Here is a 16,488-nt window from a genome sequence, read left to right as displayed (position 1 = left end):
TCCGAGATAATGAGCACATCTCTCCTTATTATTCTTGTCGGGATAATTTTAGAAAGATAGACAATAATTTGCATTTATGTTTGTCAATAATACCGCCAAAATCTTCCCAAAACTTTCGTTAAATGATATTTTTCAACGACGAAATAGTTATTAAAATCAAAGATTAGCTTCATGTGGTGATGCCTATGGTAGTTAGCCTAGCTGGAAGGGATATTCTCTGCTTACAGGACTTTACAAGAGAAGAGATTGAGACGATTCTCGAAACAGCAAAGATGATGAAAATTTGGAACAAGATTGGAAAGCCGCACCGTGTTTTGGAAGGTAAAACTTTAGCCATGATTTTTCAAAAGCCCTCAACAAGGACAAGAATCAGCTTTGAGGTTGGAATGTATCAGCTCGGAGGCTACGCTCTCTATTTGAACGCCCAAGACCTTCAGCTGAGGAGAGGAGAGACAATAGCAGACACAGCAAGAGTGCTTAGCAGATACGTTGACGGAATCATGGCGAGGGTTTATGATCACAAGGATGTTGAGGATTTAGCAAAATATGCAAGCGTTCCAGTTATAAATGGTTTGAGCGACTTCTCACACCCATGTCAGGCTTTAGCAGACTACATGACAATCTGGGAGAAAAAGGGAAGAATTGCTGGTCTTAAGGTCGTTTATGTTGGCGATGGAAACAACGTCGCTCACTCCCTCATGATAGCCGGAACGAAGCTCGGCGCAAACGTTGTGGTTGCTACACCAGAAGGATACGAGCCAGATGAGAAGGTTATCAAGTGGGCTGAGAAGAATGCAGCAGAAAGTGGTGGAAGCTTTGAACTCTTACATGACCCAGTCAAAGCTGTGAAAGATGCAGATGTTATTTATACAGATGTATGGGCTTCAATGGGGCAGGAAGCTGAGGCTGAGATAAGAAGGAAGATATTCAAGCCATTCCAAGTTAACAAAGAATTAGTTAAGCACGCAAAGCCCGACTACATCTTCATGCACTGCCTCCCAGCTCACAGAGGGGAAGAGGTCACTGATGATGTAATTGATTCACCGAACAGTGTTGTCTGGGATCAAGCGGAGAACAGGTTGCACACTCAAAAGGCCGCTTTGGCTTTAGTCATGGGTGGTATTAAGGTTTGAATTTAAGCTGGATTTGTGTTTTCCTTATTTTTACTGATTTTTAAGGAAATCTTTAAGAAATCCTATTCTAAACTTTGAGCGGTGATTAAAATGGTAAGAAAGGGAATACTCATAATTATAGATGGGCTTGGGGACAGGCCAATAAAGGAGTTTGACGGAAAAACGCCACTGGAATACGCGAACACACCGAACCTTGATAAGCTTGCTAAAATTGGAATCCTCGGTTTACATGACCCAATAAAACCAGGGCAACCTGCTGGAAGTGATACAGCACACCTCTCAATCTTTGGCTATGACCCATACAAAACTTACAGAGGAAGAGGATTTTTTGAGGCATTAGGTGTTGGCTTGGATTTGGATGAAGATGATTTGGCTTTCAGAGTGAACTTTGCAACTATCGAGAACGGAATAATTGTTGACAGGAGAGCTGGAAGGATTTCGACGGAGGAAGCCCACGAATTAGCCAAAGCAATTCAGGAGAATGTTAAGCTTCCAGTTGAGTTTATATTCAAAGGAGCAACTGGACACAGAGCTGTTCTGGTGCTTAAGGGAATGGCTAGGGGCTATAAAGTTGGTGAGAATGACCCTCACATTGAAGGAGTTCCTCCCCTCAAGTTTACATATGAAGATGAGGAAAGCAAGCGTGTAGCTGAGATTTTGGAGGATTTCCTAAGGCAAGCTTGTGAGATTTTGAAGAACCACCCAATTAATGAGAAAAGGAAGAAAGAAGGCAAGCCAGTCGCCAACTTTTTGCTCATAAGAGGAGCTGGTATATATCCAAACATCCCAATGAAGTTCACCGAGCAGTGGAAGGTTAAAGCTGTTGCAGTTGCTGCAACAGCTTTGGTTAAGGGTGTTGCAAGGGCTATTGGATTCGATGTCTTCACTCCAGAAGGGGCAACTGGTGAATACAACACCGATGAAATGGCGAAAGCTAAAGCAGTCGTTGAATTGCTGAAGGATTACGACTTTGTGTTCCTCCACTTCAAACCCACAGATGCTGCGGGACACGATAATAATCCAAAGCTCAAGGCAGAAATGATTGAGAAAGCCGACAGAATGATCGGCTACATAATTGAGAACGTTGACTTGGAAGAGACAGTTATAGCTGTGACAGGTGACCATTCGACTCCATGTGAGGTTATGAATCATAGCGGAGACCCAGTGCCTCTCTTAATAGCTGGTGGAGGGGTTAGAACGGACTTCACGGAGAGCTTTGGTGAAAGGGAGTGCATGCGCGGTGGCATTGGAAGGGTCAAAGGGCACGACATAGTTCCTATGATGATGGATTTGATGGGAAGAACGGAGAAGTTTGGAGCTTGATTTGGTTTCTTTGTTGATGTTTCTGTTTCATCTCCTTTACCCTGTATTTCTTGAGTCAGCACGGTATGGCGTAATCAACGGGACACCGTGAAGTCAGAAGATGGTGGCATTTCTCATAATCTAAAGCTCGTAGTTTCGAATTTGTAAAAGTTGAGAATTGGGCAGAGAAAAGAAAAAGCATCACATGGTTGAGAGGACTTTTGTTGTGATGTCGTTTCCTTGCTTGTCGTAAATTCTGTAGTAGCATCTGTAGGGGAACTTCATGTTGGCTCTTCTCATTGCCTCAAGGGCGAACTTGAGGTGTTGTCTGTTGACCCAAACAGTGAGGATTTTCTGGTCTTTTTTGACCCTCGCAGCAAGTCCAATAGGCTTTCCGAATGGTCTTCTCATACCGTTTCCGTAACGGTCTGCCTTTCTTCCTGTAGCCATCGGGTTCTCTCTGAGGACTTGGAATGGGTAAACCCTAATCTTGAAGTGGTAGTTGCTCCTACCAACGTTCTTCTGGAGGTATCTGTTGAGCTGAATTCTAACTGCCTCAAGGGCGTTTTGTCTTATCTGCATGGGTTGCTCTGCGTGAAGGCTGACTTCAAACTCAAAATCTCCAGCGGGGTTTCCCATGTCGAAGATTGTAATCTTTGGACCGGGAGCACCTCTTATGTACTCTCTCCTTGTGTAAGCGGGCTTATCAACATCTCTATCAATCTTTGCTGGCCTTAATGCCATTCAACTCACCTCCACAATGAGCGTAATCTAAACTTAGGAAACCTATTCAACTTATAAAAGTTTTGGAATGCAGAGTTCTCAAGTTTTTCAATCTATATAAATTTTTTGCAATCCGGGGGGTTACTACTTCTTGTCATTTAGCTTTATAGCAATTCCAAACAGCAGAAGCGATGCTGGGGCAAATATCAGCAGCGCAGCTTTTAAAACAATCCCTAATATTGCAATTTCGCCCAAAGAGTAGGCAAATCCAAAAACTAACTGCCCAGCGGTTGTTGATAAATTCCTGACAGCGTTTATTCCACCAATAGCTGCTGAGGCTCTCCTCGCTGATGCTAATATGCTCCTTGAAATTGGTCTGAAGGTTTGAGCGGCAAATATTGCCATTAAAATCCCTAAGAATACAGTAATTGGATTTTTAACTGCTGCCAAAATTGGTGACACCCCAGCTAAAACTGATATTGTTATGATGACTTTTCTTTCGCTGCCTAAATCGGCAAATCTCGAGGGAATATATGCCAAAAGTGTCGCTATGAAGCCGATGAGTCCAATCAGCGTTGCTGCAGTCCCTTTATCCAAGTTCAAAGTTTCGGCAACATAAATATAGGTTATCTCGCCAGAGGTGAACGCTGAGAGAAATGAAATCAAAGCTGACAACATTAGAATTTTCTTTGGATTTATTGGAGCTTTGCCTTCTTTTCCCTCTTTTTCCCTTTTAGGAACTATCTTCTCATAGAGGAGCCAGTAGGAGAGCAACATGCAGAGGGCTGTCAGGAAAAAGAAAAATGATGCAAGATACATCTGTCCTTTTAATCCAAAGCCTTGAGTTATAGCGTAAGTGTAGTTGCCCAAAAGTCCAGCAAAGTTTCCAAAGATAAAATACAAAGCTGTCACTCTGCTCCTAATTTCTTTTGGAGAGGAAACAGCAATTACAAACTGAGCAATTGGCCACGCAATGCCGTTTAGAAAGCCGTTCATGAGCTTAATTCCCATGACATGGAGCCATGAGGATGTAAAGGGATACAAATTAACAGCTAAGGCATTGCCAACCATTGCCAGAGCTCCAAGATAGACTAAGCTTTTCCTCTTTTCTAGCAACAGTCCGCTGAAAAGGGCGGAAAATGAGCGTGCTAAAATGAAAGAGGCGGAGATTATGGAGAGGTATGCCATTGAGGCTTTGAGGATATCTCTAGTGTAGAATGCGACGGCTGGAGTGGCTAACCTAAAAGCTAGGGTCCCAGTAAAAGCCGATGCAATGAGCAGGGCTATTCCAAGATATTGCCTTCTCATTGTTTCCCAACTAATCTGATTTGGAAGAATATTAAAACTTATCTCTTTGCGTTATGATGGAAATATAAACACATCCAAGAATACCTTTTTATACAATCTTCTCACACTATTGAGTGAGGTGGTATTCATGCAGATGCAGTTTGAGGACGCTTACAGGGAAGTTTATGAGATTGTTAAGCCAAAATACAAGCTCTTCACAGCTGGACCAGTTGCATGTTTTCCAGAGGTTCTCGAGATAATGAAAGTTCAGATGTTTAGTCATAGAGCCAAGGAATACAAGATAATCCACATGGATACCCTTGAAAGGCTTAAAAAATTCTTAGAAGCTGAGAGTGGGGAGATTATTCTGTTCCCAAGTTCTGGAACTGGATTCATGGAGGCAGCTGTTAGAAACACAGTTCCAAGAGGAGGAAAAGTCTTAGTTACCATAATTGGTGCATTTGGAAAGCGCTTTAAGGAAGTTGTTGAGGCTAATGGAAGAAAGGCAGTAACACTTGAGTATGAACCCGGAAAAGCAGTGAAGCCAGAAGACCTTGATGATGCATTAAGGAAGAATCCCGACGTCCATGCAGTAACAATCACTTATAATGAAACATCAACAGGTGTTCTCAATCCCCTCCCAGAATTAGCTAAGGTTGTAAACGAACATGACAAGCTTCTCTTTGTAGATGCAGTCAGTGCAATGGGAGGAGCTGATATAAAATTTGACAAATGGGGAATTGACATAATTTTCGGAAGTTCACAGAAAGCTTTTGGTGTTCCGCCAGGCTTGGCAATCGCTGCTGTTAGCCAAAGAGTTTTTGAAATCGCCGAAAAGATGCCGGAGAGAGGCTGGTACTTTGATTTGCCACTCTATAAGAAGTTCAACTACAAGAAGCAAGGAACACCATCAACACCACCAATGCCCCAGGTCTTTGGTCTCAACGTTGTGCTGAGAATCATTGAGAAGATGGGCGGTAAGGAGGAGTGGCTCAAGATGTATCAGAAGAGGGCAGAGATGATAAGGAATGGAGTTAAAGAAATAGGTCTTGAAATTTTGGCAGAGCCAGGTTATGAAAGCCCAACAATAACTGCTGTCTTAACTCCAGAAGGAATAAAGGGCGATGAAGTTTACGAAGAGATGAGAAAGAGAGGATTTGAGTTGGCAAAGGGTTACGGTGAAGGAATTAAAGAAAAGACATTTAGGATTGGTCATATGGGATACATGACATTTGAAGACATTGAGGAGATGCTCCAAAACTTAAAAGAAGTTATAGAAGAACTGAAGAAGAAAGCTTAGCATACCTTCTCCAGCTTTATTTTTCCTTCTTCTTCAACTACTTTATAAATTGCATTAACTTTTCTAATCCCAGTTCTTATGTCATGATAGAGCTCAATTATCAGCTCAAACCCCTTTAAAGTTTCATCATCTATCTTAAGCCAATGTTTAACTTCACTCATGATGTCCCTTGAAAGTATGAGGGATGAAATTATGAATGCATAATCGTCTACGAGTTCTTCCAGAATTAGAGGTACATTAATTGTGTGGAGAGTGTCTATAACAACATAATCGGGATTGAGCTTTTTGATTTCCTCAATCACTTCCTTTGTTCTTGTTCTAACGCTCTTTTTATCGAATTCAGTGTTTATGACTTCAATATTTTCCTTGAAAGGCTTGAATTCATTGTAAGCTGTTACAACTGCTATTTTCCACTCATCGGGAATTAAATGAACCATAGCCTCAATCAGCTTTGTTTTACCGGTTCTGCTTGCCCCGACAACTAGAATGTCGCTTTTTCTGAGAAGGGCATTTTTAATAGTCTCAAGCTGTTCTTTGGTTATGTTCCCATATCGAAGCAAATCTTCTGGAGTGAAAATGTAAACTCCCATTTTTGCCACCGTAGAATACTTTGGAAACAGATAATTATAACTGTATTGGTGCATCAACGTTAAAGGAGACGTTTAAAGTTGTGAATAATTTTGAAAAATCTTTTTTAGAAATGTCGATTCTTGCTTAATTTCTTGTCAATTGTTCAAAAATTCTCATTTATAAATGCCAAAATTTGTCCAAATTCCAAAGTTTTTTGCATAAAAGACATAAACCATAAAAGTAGTGTCAAAAAATAGGTGATAAATATGAACGCTGTTCAATTAGTTAAAAGAGATATTGCCCCAGCTGTGGAGGTTCAAACTAAAGTTATTGAATATATGACGGGATTTTTCGTAGACAAAGGGTTCAAGTGGTTGCTTCCAGTAGTGCTCAGCTCAATAACTGACCCTCTTTGGCCAGATCCAGCAGCAACTAGGGCTCTAAAACCTCCAGAAATAGAAGCGTATGGTGGAAAGCTTAGATTAATGCATAGCATGATTTTGCACAAGCAATTGGCGGTTGCTATGGGAATAGACAAGCTATTCATACTTTCTCCAAACATAAGACTCGAAGGGAGAGAAGCTGACGATGGAAGACATGCATATGAGTTTACCCAGCTTGACTTTGAAATAGCTTATGCAACTATGGATGACGTCATGAGCTTAATCGAAGAGGCAATCTCTGGACTTTTCAAAGAGGCAAGGAAGTGGGAGATTCTTGAAGAACTGGGCAGAGAAGTTCCAAAGGCTAAGCCACCATTTAAGCGGTTCACTTTGGAGGAAATCAAAGCAGAATTTGGTGATGAAGATAAAGCAAGTGAAGCAATGGATGAACCATTCTGGATTACTGATATTGAGAGAGAATTCTACGATAGAGAAGATCCAGAGAGGCCAGGGCACTTCAGAAACTATGACTTATATCTGCCTTGGGGTTACGGTGAAGTCTCAAGCGGCGGTGAGAGAGAGTGGGAGTACGATATAATCGTCAGGAAGATGAAGAAAGCTGGAATAAGCCTTGAGGCATTCAAGCCTTATCTGGAGGTCGCCAAAGCTGGTTTGCTTAAGCCTACAGCAGGAGCTGGTATAGGAATGGAAAGACTAGTGAGGTTCATCGTTGGAGCAAAGCACATAGCGGAAGTCCAACCTTTCCCAAGAATTCCGGGCATTCCTGCCATTATTTAAGGCGGTTTCCAAATTTATTTAGATGCACTCTCTCCCACATTATTTCCTCTTTTCTGTGTTCTGGTTTTTCTTCAGCTGGATACCCAATCCCAATGATGCAGAGAATCTTTATATGCTTGGGAATCCTTAAGAGTTCTCTGACGTAATCCTCAGCAGTTTTCTTTTCATCGTGCATCCTTTCGTGTATATGGCCCCAGCAGGCGCCTAAGCCCAAGGCAGTGGCTGCCAGTTGAATGTGCTCGGCAGCTATAGAGCAGTCATATACCCATGCACTGCTTATCTGCTCATCTCCGCAGACAACTATTGCTAAAGGCGCTGTTTCAAGGAACTTTACAGCTGGTCTCGTTTCGGCAAGCTTTTTTATTAACTCCCTATCCTTAACAACTACAAAGTGCCAGGGTCTTCTGTTCTTTGAGCTTGGAGAATAGAAGGCAGCTTCGAGGATTTTCTCAATAAGTTCATCTGGAACTTCTTTATTCTGAAATCTTCTAATGCTCCTTCTTTTTCTTACAATTTCAAAGAACTCCATATCGCTCACCAAAATTATTAGAAATGAGGAAAATTTAAAGCTAAGCTTCCTTGCTCAAATATTCGTGTATTGCTTTTGCTGCTTTTCTTCCGTCTCCCATTGCTAGGATTACGGTTGCTTCTCCTCTTATGGCATCTCCACCTGCAAAAACGCCAGGAATCGAAGTCATTAAATTCTCATCGACTATTATTCTTCCCTTGCTGTCAACTTTCAAATCTGGAACTGTCTGGAAGAACGTTTTGTTTGGAGTCTGTCCAATCGCTATTATCGCTGTGTCGAATTCCATGATGAAGGTTTCTCCGGTCGGGATTGGTCTCCTCCTTCCGCTTTCATCTGGCTCTCCAAGCTTCATCTTCTCAAGCTCTATTGCCTTTAAGTTGCCGTTTTCATCTCCTATAAAGCGCTTTGGTGAGACGAGAAACATGAAGTTGACTCCCTCTTCCTCGGCATGGTGAATTTCTTCTATTCTTGCTGTCATTTCTTTTCTCGTTCTTCTGTATAGAATCCAAACCTCAGCGCCAAGCCTTAACGCAGAACGAGCTGCATCCATTGCTGTGTTTCCGCCGCCGATAACTGCTACCTTTTTGCCAACTTTTATTGGGGTGTCATATTCGGGGAATTCATAAGCCTTCATGAGGTTTATTCTTGTTAGAAATTCGTTAGCTGAGTAAATTCCGTTAAGATTTATTCCCTCCCATTTGACGAATCTTGGTGTTCCCGCACCGGTTCCTATAAAGATGGCATCGTACTCTTCCCTCAGCTCATCGAAGGTAACTGTTTTTCCAACCAAAACGTTGGTCTCGATTTTTACTCCAAGCTTTTTGAGGTTCTCAAGCTCTTTTCTCACTATTTCTTTTGGTAGTCTGAATTCTGGGATTCCGTATATTAGGACTCCTCCGGGTTTGTGGAGGGCTTCGAAGATTGTCACTTCATAACCCATTTTTGCGAGTTCTGCGGCACAAGTTAAGCCTGCAGGCCCTGCCCCGATGACTGCGACTTTCTTTCCGTTCTTCTTTATCCCTCTTATTTGTTCTTCTAGTAGTTCTGCATCTATTCCTTTTTCTCTTGCGTAGTCTGCTACGAATCTTTCTAGTTTTCCTATGTTTATGGCGTCTCCTACTTTGCCCATTACGCAAACTCCTTCACACTGGTCTTCTTGTGGACAAACCCTACCAGTAATAGCAGGCAAAGAATTACAAGCCCAAATTACCTCTAGAGCTCCTTTAATATCTCCTTCCCTAATTTTAGCTATGAAAGCTGGGATGTTTATGTTCACGGGACAGCCTTTAATACACGGAGCATAATTCTCTGGACACTGCAAACAGCGTTCTGCCTCTTTCTTTGCAAGTTCGAAGTCATAGCCGAGATTCACCTCAAAGAAATCTTTGTTTCGCTCTTCCGGCGGTCTCTCTGGAGTAGGGATTCTCTCTTTGATAAGTTTTCTTTTTGGCATTCAAACCATCTCCCTCTCGCGCTTCCACTTCTCAAAAGAAATCTTCTCTAAATCCTTGTAATAATCTAAACGCTTCATCAACTCATCCCAGTTCACTTGGTGTGCATCAAACTCTGGACCATCAACGCATGCAAACTTTATCTCTCCGCCTACTGTTACTCTGCAAGCGCCGCACATTCCGGTGCCATCAACCATAATTGGGTTCAGGCTGGCAACTGTCTTTATGCCATATGGCTTTGTGAGCTCTGCGACGAACTTCATCATTATCGTTGGTCCAACTGCATGAACTAAGTCAATCTTTCGCCCTTCATCTATGAGCTTCTGAAGAGCATGAGTTGTGAATCCTTTCATTCCATAACTCCCATCGTTTGTTGTCACTATGACTTCATCACTAACTTGTTTCAGCTTATCTTCCCAGAACACAAGCTCTTTTGTTCTGAAGCCAAGAATTGAGATCACGTAGTTGCCAACTTCTTTCATCGCTCTTGCAACGGGGTAAATCTCCGCGACGCCAACACCGCCGCCTATCATTACAACTGTCCCGAACTTATCAATGTGACTAGGCCTCCCGAGAGGACCAAGAACATCGAGAATATAATCTCCCGCCTCATAAGTTCCCAGTTCGTGAGTAGTTTTTCCAACTTCTTGAGCGACTATTGTAATTGTGCCATTCTCAGGATTTGTGTCCGCTATGGTTAAAGGAATTCTCTCACCTTTTTCGTGGAGTCTGAGAATCACAAATTGTCCCGGTTTGGCCTTTTTTGCGATTCTTTCAGCCTTGATTTCAAAGAGATTTATTCCGGGAGCTAATTTTTCTTTATGCAAAATTTCAAACATTCAAGCTCACCAAATACTAAATTAGTTTTGCAGATATAAAAATTCTTTTCACTATTAGTTGATAACTAACTGTTGTAAAAATCCTTAAATCTAAAATTTGACAAATATAAAAAGAAGAAATAATTTAAAAGGTGATTATCTTGAGATATGTAAAACTTCCGTCTGAGAATTTTGAGGAATTTTTCAATTCTCTAAAAAACTGGGGAACAATTTATGCTCCAGTAAAACAGGGAGACATTTATTCTTTTGAGCAGGTTAATACCTTAGAAGAAGTTTCGTTAGATTACACCCGAACGATGCTTCCTCCAAAAAAGTTCTTTGTCCGTCCAAAGGACACCCTTTTAAAGCTAAAAAACGGCAGATGGGAAGAAAGCAAGGAAGTTGAAAAGATAGTTCTCTTTGGAGTTCATAGCTGTGATATTCACGGTCTTCAAATTCTTGATAAAGTATATCTAGCTGAGCCCATTGACTCTTATTACAAAAATAGAAGAGAAAATGCGGTTATTATCGGGATTAGCTGTATGCCAGATGAGTACTGCTTCTGTAAGAGTTTAGGAACGCACTTTGCAATGCACGGCTTTGACTTGTTTTTGCATGAGCTTCCAGATGGTTGGCTTGTCAGAGTCGGGAGTGTAAAAGGGCATGAAATAGCATGGGTTAATGAAAGCCTTTTTGAGGAAGTTACGGAAGAGGACTTAAAGCATTTCAAAGAGTTTGAAGATAAGCGCTCCGCTTCATTCAAAAAGCATTTGAACAAAGAAGGACTAGCTGATATGCTAGATTTGGCATTTAACAGTCCAGTGTGGAAAAGGTATGAGGACATTTGTCTTGGTTGCGGAAACTGCAACATGGTGTGTCCAACATGCAGATGTTATGAAGTCTGCGATTTCTGGGTAAACGCTTACGAGGCTGTGAGGGTTAGGAGATATGACTCATGCTTTATAGAAAGCCATGGACTCGTTGCCGGTGGTTATAACTTTAGACCTACTCGCTTGGATAGATTTAGGCATCGCTATTACTGTAAAAGCTATTTCGACCCTTCTGCAGGCTTCAACTGTGTAGGTTGTGGGAGATGTGATGAGTTCTGTCCAGCGAAAATAGAGCATGTGAAAGTTCTTGATGAAGTTGGGGAGGCATTGAAATGAATCCGTTTCAAACTTATGATACGAGGATTTTGGAAGTTAAAGAGCTTACCTCAAGGGAGAAGCTCTTCACGCTTAGATTTGTTGATCCAGAGGTTAACAAAGAATTTACATACAAACCTGGCCAGTTTGTCATAGTTGATATTCGAGGCTTTGGGGAGTTCCCAATAAGCCTTTGCTCTTCTCCAACTAGAACCGGCTACTTCCAGCTGTGTGTGAGAAGGGTTGGAAGGATGACAAAATACATGCATAAACTTAAGGAAGGGGATATTATTGGCATTCGCGGTCCTTATGGCAATGGATTTCCAATGGAGGAGATGGAAGGTTCAAACCTCCTTTTAGTTGCTGGTGGCTTAGGAATGGCACCATTGAGGAGCGTTCTCTGGTATGCACTGGACAGCGGAAAATATGGGCAGATATACCTATTCTATGGAACCAAAAGTTATGAGGACATTCTTTTTAGAGATGAGATTATCCACCTCCTGAAGCATGGGGAGGCAATGAACTGCAAAGTGAAGCTTGCTTATGAGGTTGAGAGTCCATCATGCATTTACCTTGAGAAGGGCTTTGCTCCCAAGGTCTGTAAAGGTGTTGTAACAGATTTATTCAGAGGAGAAGAGTTGGACGTAGAAAATACATACGCTTTAATCTGTGGGCCTCCAGTGATGTATAAATTCGTGATAAAGGAGCTTTTGAGCAGAAAGCTCTCTCCAGGCAGGATTTACATGACACTTGAGAGGAGAATGAGGTGTGGAATAGGCAAGTGCGGCCACTGTATTGTGGGAACGAGCACGTCAATAAAGTATATCTGCAAAGATGGGCCAGTCTTCACTTATTGGGAAGCTCTTTCTACAAGGGGGTTGATTTAAATGCTCAAGCTGGGAGTTTTTGAGCTGACGGACTGTGGAGGTTGTGCCCTAAATGTTTTGTTTCTCTACGACAAGCTCTTTGATTTGCTTGAGTTCTATGAAATAAAAGAATTTCACATGGCATCGAGCTTTAAGGAGCATGGTCACCTTGATGTAGCTATCGTTACTGGAACTGTATCCTCTCAAAGGGATTTGGAGGTGCTGAAGCATGCGAGGAATTACTCTAATTATCTAATTGCTTTAGGGACATGTGCAACTCATGGTTCTGTTCAGGGAGCTGTGGAAGGAAAAATAAGAGCAAAGTTGGAAAAAGTCTATGGTACAAGGGCTAATCCAATGAAAGCCTTGGATGCAAAGCCCATAGTTGAACACGTAGCTGTTGACTTTGCTCTGCCCGGTTGTCCGTATGATAAGATGGAGCTTTATCAACTATTAATTGACATAGCAAAAGGTATTGAGCCTGTGAAGAAGGATTATCCGGTCTGTATTGAATGTAAGCTCAATGAATATGAATGTGTTCTTGTAAAGAAAGGTCTGCCATGCTTAGGCCCAATAACCCTTGGTGGATGTAATGCGGTGTGCATAAGATCTAAACTGGGATGCATTGGGTGCAGAGGACCTCTGCCGAAAGAAGCGAATCCAACAAGTGAATTTGAGATTCTCAAGGAGTTGGGATATGATGAGGAATACATACGAAAGAAGTTTAAGACATTTGCAAGGGGTGAGCTGAGATGGTAATTCTTGAAGTTGGTGAGTTCACAAGGGTTGAAGGAAATGGTAAAGCAGAGATTGTCATTGAAAATAGAGAGGTCAAAGAAGTTAGAGTAAAGATAGTCGAGGGACCAAGATTCTTTGAATTGCTAACACTTGGCAGGTATTATTGGGATGTTCCAGATTTAGAGGCAAGAATCTGTGCAATCTGTTATTTAGCACATTCATTTGCCTCAGTTCTTGGAATTGAGAAAGCTTTTGGAGTTAAAGTTCCGGAGGAAATTCAACTTTTGAGGGAACTTGGTCTGATTGGGGAATTCCTTGAAAGTCATGCATTGCATTTGTATCTCTTAGTAGCCCCAGATTTGTTTGGCTATCCAGATGCAATTAGAATGGTAAGTAAGCATGGTGAACTCGTAAAAGAAGGACTTACTATCAAAAGCTTTGGAAATTACATTAGGGAGATAATTGGGGGAAGAGAGATTCATGGTATTAACATAAAACCCGGTGGATTTGGGAGATATCCAACAGCGGATGAGCTTGAAAAAATTGAGAAGAGCTGTGATGAGCTCTTGAGGATGGCAAAGAGGGCTGTCAACATTTTTGCAACTCAAGATGTTTTTGGAGCTGTGCCAGTGTATCACATTGCTACGGATGAATATCTCTATGGAGAAAAGCTGATTGCATCTGATGGGGAGAGGTTTGATTATCTTGAGCACATCGAAGAGAAAACTCTGCCATACAGTTTTGCAAAGCAGAGCAAATACAAAGGAGAAATCTTCATGGTTGGTGCACTCTCGAGATTAATGCTCAAAGCCGATAAGCTAACACCAATGGCGAAGGAATTATTTGAGCAGCATAAAGAGAAGCTTTCTCAAGGTTACGTCAGCTTAAACAACTTAGCACAGGCAATTGAGCTGGTATATGCAATTGAAAGAGCAAAAGAAATCGTAAGTACGCTTTTAGATAGAGGAATCAAGGGTGAGAACGTTCCAATTGAGCCCAAAGAAGGAGAAGGTATAGGCTATGTTGAAGCTCCGAGAGGAGTTTTAATCCATCACTATAAGATTGATGGGAATGGGAACATAACTTATTCCAATATAATAACCCCCACAGCTCTGAACCATGCGTTAATGGAGCTGAGCCTCTATGAGGAAACCAAGAAAAACTACGGCACTTTAGATGAGAATTCGTTGACACATAGATTGGAAGAGACTGTTAGGGCATTTGACCCATGCATTTCATGCTCTGTGCATCTCGTTAGACTTTGATTTTTCTTTTTGTTTCTAGATCAAAACCATTATAAAATCTAAGTCAGGAGTATAAACCAGCAGGGACACGATGGAGCTTGAAGACATACTCGGGGATGAAAATGGGGTTTTTTAGAAAAATATTCAAAAAACCAGAAAGAGACATTGATAAAATTGAAATAGTCTCAAGAAAGCCAGTTGGAAAGTTTAGGGTTCTTCAGATTTTCCAAATTTTAGGGAGGCAGGTTTTAAGCGGAGAAGTTCTTGAGGGTATTATATATCCGGGATACAAGGTCAAGGGAAAAGACGTTGGAGTAGTAATGGCGATTGAAAAAGAGCATAGAAGAGTTGACTTTGCAGTTTCTGGAGATAGTGTGGCGCTAATTCTCGAGAATAAGATGGGAGTTGAAAAAGGCGAGGTTCTTGAGGTCTACCAATCCTAACTTAAGGCTTAAAAGTCCATAAGCTTAGCTCTTTTTGGTGGTAAGGATGATAATCTTTGATAATCACTTTCACGTTGACCCCTATAAGGGTCTCTTCCTTGAGGCGGTAAAGCAGTTTCACAGAGCAGGTGGAACACATCTCAATGTGGTCTACAAAACAGCTCACGATTACGGCTTTGCTGGGATGAAAGCAGAGGACTTCATGAAAGCTATGGACTTTCATATAAACCTCGTTGAGAAAATAAACAAAGAGACTCCAGTAAAAGCTTTTGCAGTTGTTGGTGTTCATCCAGCTGAGTTCGTATATTTAGCTGAAAAGAAGGGCTTGGAATATGCTAAGGATGAGGTCATGAAAGCTTTAGAGTATGCCCAAAAGCTGTGCCTTGAGGGTAAAGCAATAGCCATCGGAGAAATTGGCAGACCTCATTTTGAGGTTAGCGAGGAGATTTGGAATGCAAGCATTGAGCTGATGAAGTATGGAATGGCTCTGGCTAAAGAAGCTGATTGTGCTGTTCAACTGCATACAGAGAGCTTCACAGAAGAGAAGTTCAGGGAGCTTGGAAAAATAGTTAGGGAAGTTGGTATAAAGCCGTATAAGGTTGTCAAGCACTATTCCCCACCTCTTGTGAAAATTGCAGAGGAAGTTGGAGTTTTTCCCTCAATTTTGGCGAGCAAAAAGGCTATGATGGAGGCTATAATGCAAGGCAATAGGTTTTTCATGGAGACTGATTATATTGATGATAAAAGAAGGCCTGGAGCCGTGTTAGGGCCAAAGACCGTGCCAAAGAGGACAAAGGCTTTCCTTCAGCAGGGAATCTTCACTGAAGAGGATGTTTACAAGATCCATGTTGAGAATCCAAAAAAAGTGTATGGAGTTGAGATAGAGGAATAAGTGCTTAGAGTGTTATTTTTTCTTTATCTGAGTATACAACGTACCTAACACCATCAACTACGAATTCACCTGCCTTTTTAAGCTTTCTTCTGGCGTCTCTGGTCTTTAAGATAATGCTTTCATAAGTCTCCGTGAGCTCAAAGCTTGCTACCACTTCTCTTTCTTGTGGAAGCCCTTCATCCCTGACGACTACTTCATCACCTGTCGGTTCAATAGTATATGATGGGCCTATCTTGATAACCGTTTTTACTACCCCGATGGTTTTCTTGGGCTTTTCTGGAAGGATTCCAAGGAGCAAGACAAGTCCCAGAAGAAGAATTCCCAAAGGAAGGGCATATGCTGGGAGTTCTGTTCCAAGGGAAATGGCGTGGCGAGAATAAAGAAGGGCAAAAATTCCAGCCAGAATTACCAAAAGCCCCTCTGCTCCAAGGAGATAGTGAAGGGTTTCTTCAATTCCCGAAATGTTCCAATCCTCTAGTATCCTTGCTTTTTCGAGTACGTCATCCAGGATCTCTCCAAGCACTGAGACCAGGAGGAAGTATGCCACATACGTCACGTTGAGGTTCCAGAAGTGGAAGCTATATCCAAATAGCGGGAGCAACTCACTTATAGTTCCAGTAGAGAGCAGAGCAGGCACGATGTAAAGGAGCGAAAATATCATCACAACTTTTTTAGTTCTCCAGAAAATGGTTGGAGCGACCAGAATTAGTGCCACGAGAACCATTATCGTGGTATCTGAGATGATAAAGGGAATTGCCCTTAAGGTCTCTCTAAGGAGAGCTACCGTAGAAAGGGCTTTGGAGAGTACAGCGATGAGGGGGAGTATAAGGGCTATCTTTATGAGGTAAACGGTGAGCTTTATCATG

17 protein-coding genes are annotated in these 16,488 nt (G+C 41.8%); 10 read left to right on the top strand and 7 right to left on the bottom strand.

Annotated features, from left to right (window positions below):
- The first annotated feature begins 185 nt into the window (after positions 1-185).
- Positions 186-1,133, top strand: coding sequence for an ornithine carbamoyltransferase (gene argF / locus E3E24_RS06400; protein WP_167885542.1), 948 nt, complete (start codon positions 186-188; stop codon positions 1,131-1,133).
- 90 nt (positions 1,134-1,223) lie between these two features.
- Entirely contained in the window at positions 1,224-2,456 is a 1,233-nt protein-coding gene (locus E3E24_RS06395; RefSeq protein ID WP_167885224.1) for a 2,3-bisphosphoglycerate-independent phosphoglycerate mutase, read from the top strand.
- A gap of 180 nt (positions 2,457-2,636) precedes the next feature.
- Here the strand turns inward: E3E24_RS06395 and E3E24_RS06390 are convergent, their stop codons facing one another.
- Both E3E24_RS06390 and E3E24_RS06385 read right to left on the bottom strand, forming a co-directional pair.
- Positions 2,637-3,179 (bottom strand): 50S ribosomal protein L16, encoded by a 543-nt coding sequence (locus E3E24_RS06390; RefSeq protein ID WP_167885225.1) that lies wholly within the window; start codon positions 3,177-3,179, stop codon positions 2,637-2,639.
- Positions 3,180-3,302: 123 nt separating this feature from the next.
- The gene (locus E3E24_RS06385; RefSeq protein ID WP_167885226.1) at positions 3,303-4,466 is read right to left on the bottom strand and encodes an MFS transporter; all 1,164 of its coding nucleotides are present in this window, start codon (positions 4,464-4,466) and stop codon (positions 3,303-3,305) included.
- 133 nt (positions 4,467-4,599) lie between these two features.
- Here E3E24_RS06385 and E3E24_RS06380 point away from each other — a divergent pair, with 133 nt between their 5' ends.
- Complete coding sequence (locus E3E24_RS06380; protein WP_167885543.1) at positions 4,600-5,745, top strand: alanine--glyoxylate aminotransferase family protein; 1,146 nt, start codon at positions 4,600-4,602, stop codon at positions 5,743-5,745.
- Here the strand turns inward: E3E24_RS06380 and E3E24_RS06375 are convergent.
- Positions 5,742-6,335: a Flp pilus assembly complex ATPase component TadA gene (locus tag E3E24_RS06375; protein ID WP_167885227.1), complete on the bottom strand. Its 594-nt coding sequence runs from the start codon at positions 6,333-6,335 to the stop codon at positions 5,742-5,744. The genes E3E24_RS06380 and E3E24_RS06375 overlap by 4 nt on opposite strands.
- Positions 6,336-6,581: 246 nt before the next feature.
- On the opposite strand from E3E24_RS06375, the gene E3E24_RS06370 reads away from it, so the two are divergent.
- Positions 6,582-7,496, top strand: a complete 915-nt coding sequence (locus E3E24_RS06370) for an asparagine synthetase A (protein ID WP_167885228.1) — start codon at positions 6,582-6,584, stop codon at positions 7,494-7,496.
- On the opposite strand, the gene E3E24_RS06365 is transcribed toward E3E24_RS06370, so the two are convergent.
- Genes E3E24_RS06365 through E3E24_RS06355 form a run of 3 tightly spaced genes read right to left on the bottom strand, consistent with a single transcriptional unit; the run spans position 7,489 to position 10,315 of the window.
- A complete protein-coding gene (locus E3E24_RS06365; protein WP_167885229.1) occupies positions 7,489-8,025 on the bottom strand; it encodes a nitroreductase family protein in 537 nt (178 codons plus the stop codon). The two genes, E3E24_RS06370 and E3E24_RS06365, sit on opposite strands and share 8 nt — an antisense overlap.
- A gap of 40 nt (positions 8,026-8,065) precedes the next feature.
- A complete protein-coding gene (gene gltA, locus E3E24_RS06360) occupies positions 8,066-9,478 on the bottom strand; it encodes an NADPH-dependent glutamate synthase (RefSeq protein WP_167885230.1) in 1,413 nt (470 codons plus the stop codon).
- Complete coding sequence (locus E3E24_RS06355) at positions 9,479-10,315, bottom strand: sulfide/dihydroorotate dehydrogenase-like FAD/NAD-binding protein (RefSeq protein ID WP_167885231.1); 837 nt, start codon at positions 10,313-10,315, stop codon at positions 9,479-9,481.
- Between the two features lie 140 nt (positions 10,316-10,455).
- Here E3E24_RS06355 and shyB point away from each other — a divergent pair, with 140 nt between their 5' ends.
- The 6 genes from shyB to E3E24_RS06325 all read left to right on the top strand — a co-directional run bounded on the left by shyB (position 10,456) and on the right by E3E24_RS06325 (position 15,622).
- Complete coding sequence (gene shyB / locus E3E24_RS06350) at positions 10,456-11,460, top strand: NAD(P)-dependent hydrogenase/sulfhydrogenase 2 subunit beta (protein ID WP_167885232.1); 1,005 nt, start codon at positions 10,456-10,458, stop codon at positions 11,458-11,460.
- The gene (gene shyC, locus E3E24_RS06345; protein WP_167885233.1) at positions 11,457-12,326 is read left to right on the top strand and encodes an NAD(P)-dependent hydrogenase/sulfhydrogenase 2 subunit gamma; all 870 of its coding nucleotides are present in this window, start codon (positions 11,457-11,459) and stop codon (positions 12,324-12,326) included. The genes shyB and shyC overlap by 4 nt, the downstream gene beginning before the upstream one ends.
- Positions 12,327-13,064 (top strand): NAD(P)-dependent hydrogenase/sulfhydrogenase 2 subunit delta, encoded by a 738-nt coding sequence (gene shyD / locus E3E24_RS06340; RefSeq protein ID WP_167885234.1) that lies wholly within the window; start codon positions 12,327-12,329, stop codon positions 13,062-13,064.
- A complete protein-coding gene (gene shyA / locus E3E24_RS06335) occupies positions 13,058-14,308 on the top strand; it encodes an NAD(P)-dependent hydrogenase/sulfhydrogenase 2 subunit alpha (protein WP_167885235.1) in 1,251 nt (416 codons plus the stop codon). The genes shyD and shyA overlap by 7 nt, the downstream gene beginning before the upstream one ends.
- A 101-nt stretch (positions 14,309-14,409) precedes the next feature.
- On the top strand, positions 14,410-14,730 hold the full coding sequence (gene pbp11, locus E3E24_RS06330) for a tRNA-binding protein Pbp11 (protein ID WP_167885236.1): 321 nt from the start codon (positions 14,410-14,412) through the stop codon (positions 14,728-14,730).
- A 46-nt stretch (positions 14,731-14,776) separates the two neighbouring features.
- Positions 14,777-15,622 carry a TatD family hydrolase gene (locus E3E24_RS06325; RefSeq protein ID WP_167885544.1) on the top strand — a complete coding sequence of 282 codons (846 nt, stop codon included), beginning with the start codon at positions 14,777-14,779 and terminating at the stop codon, positions 15,620-15,622.
- Positions 15,623-15,626: 4 nt separating this feature from the next.
- Here E3E24_RS06325 and E3E24_RS06320 read toward each other — a convergent pair whose 3' ends face one another.
- Positions 15,627-16,487, bottom strand: a complete 861-nt coding sequence (locus E3E24_RS06320) for a hypothetical protein (RefSeq protein WP_167885237.1) — start codon at positions 16,485-16,487, stop codon at positions 15,627-15,629.
- Between the last annotated feature and the right edge of the window lies 1 nt (position 16,488).

The sequence above is a fragment of the Thermococcus sp. LS2 genome (genome assembly GCF_012027375.1).
Classification (GTDB): Archaea; Methanobacteriota_B; Thermococci; order Thermococcales; family Thermococcaceae; genus Thermococcus_B.
The sequence above is the reverse complement of the archived record's forward strand: the minus strand, read 5'-3'. Positions and strand labels throughout refer to the sequence as shown.

What these genes read in the sequence shown, in the direction of transcription:
- argF (WP_167885542.1), top strand. Translation starts at nt 186, where the DNA reads ATGGTAGTTAGCCTAGCTGGAAGGGATATTCTCTGCTTACAGGACTTT.
- E3E24_RS06395 (WP_167885224.1), top strand. Translation starts at nt 1,224, where the DNA reads ATGGTAAGAAAGGGAATACTCATAATTATAGATGGGCTTGGGGACAGG.
- E3E24_RS06390 (WP_167885225.1), bottom strand. Translation starts at nt 3,179, where the DNA reads ATGGCATTAAGGCCAGCAAAGATTGATAGAGATGTTGATAAGCCCGCT.
- E3E24_RS06385 (WP_167885226.1), bottom strand. Translation starts at nt 4,466, where the DNA reads ATGAGAAGGCAATATCTTGGAATAGCCCTGCTCATTGCATCGGCTTTT.
- E3E24_RS06380 (WP_167885543.1), top strand. Translation starts at nt 4,600, where the DNA reads ATGCAGTTTGAGGACGCTTACAGGGAAGTTTATGAGATTGTTAAGCCA.
- E3E24_RS06375 (WP_167885227.1), bottom strand. Translation starts at nt 6,335, where the DNA reads ATGGGAGTTTACATTTTCACTCCAGAAGATTTGCTTCGATATGGGAAC.
- E3E24_RS06370 (WP_167885228.1), top strand. Translation starts at nt 6,582, where the DNA reads ATGAACGCTGTTCAATTAGTTAAAAGAGATATTGCCCCAGCTGTGGAG.
- E3E24_RS06365 (WP_167885229.1), bottom strand. Translation starts at nt 8,025, where the DNA reads ATGGAGTTCTTTGAAATTGTAAGAAAAAGAAGGAGCATTAGAAGATTT.
- gltA (WP_167885230.1), bottom strand. Translation starts at nt 9,478, where the DNA reads ATGCCAAAAAGAAAACTTATCAAAGAGAGAATCCCTACTCCAGAGAGA.
- E3E24_RS06355 (WP_167885231.1), bottom strand. Translation starts at nt 10,315, where the DNA reads ATGTTTGAAATTTTGCATAAAGAAAAATTAGCTCCCGGAATAAATCTC.
- shyC (WP_167885233.1), top strand. Translation starts at nt 11,457, where the DNA reads ATGAATCCGTTTCAAACTTATGATACGAGGATTTTGGAAGTTAAAGAG.
- shyD (WP_167885234.1), top strand. Translation starts at nt 12,327, where the DNA reads ATGCTCAAGCTGGGAGTTTTTGAGCTGACGGACTGTGGAGGTTGTGCC.
- shyA (WP_167885235.1), top strand. Translation starts at nt 13,058, where the DNA reads ATGGTAATTCTTGAAGTTGGTGAGTTCACAAGGGTTGAAGGAAATGGT.
- pbp11 (WP_167885236.1), top strand. Translation starts at nt 14,410, where the DNA reads ATGGGGTTTTTTAGAAAAATATTCAAAAAACCAGAAAGAGACATTGAT.
- E3E24_RS06325 (WP_167885544.1), top strand. Translation starts at nt 14,777, where the DNA reads ATGATAATCTTTGATAATCACTTTCACGTTGACCCCTATAAGGGTCTC.
- E3E24_RS06320 (WP_167885237.1), bottom strand. Translation starts at nt 16,487, where the DNA reads ATGATAAAGCTCACCGTTTACCTCATAAAGATAGCCCTTATACTCCCC.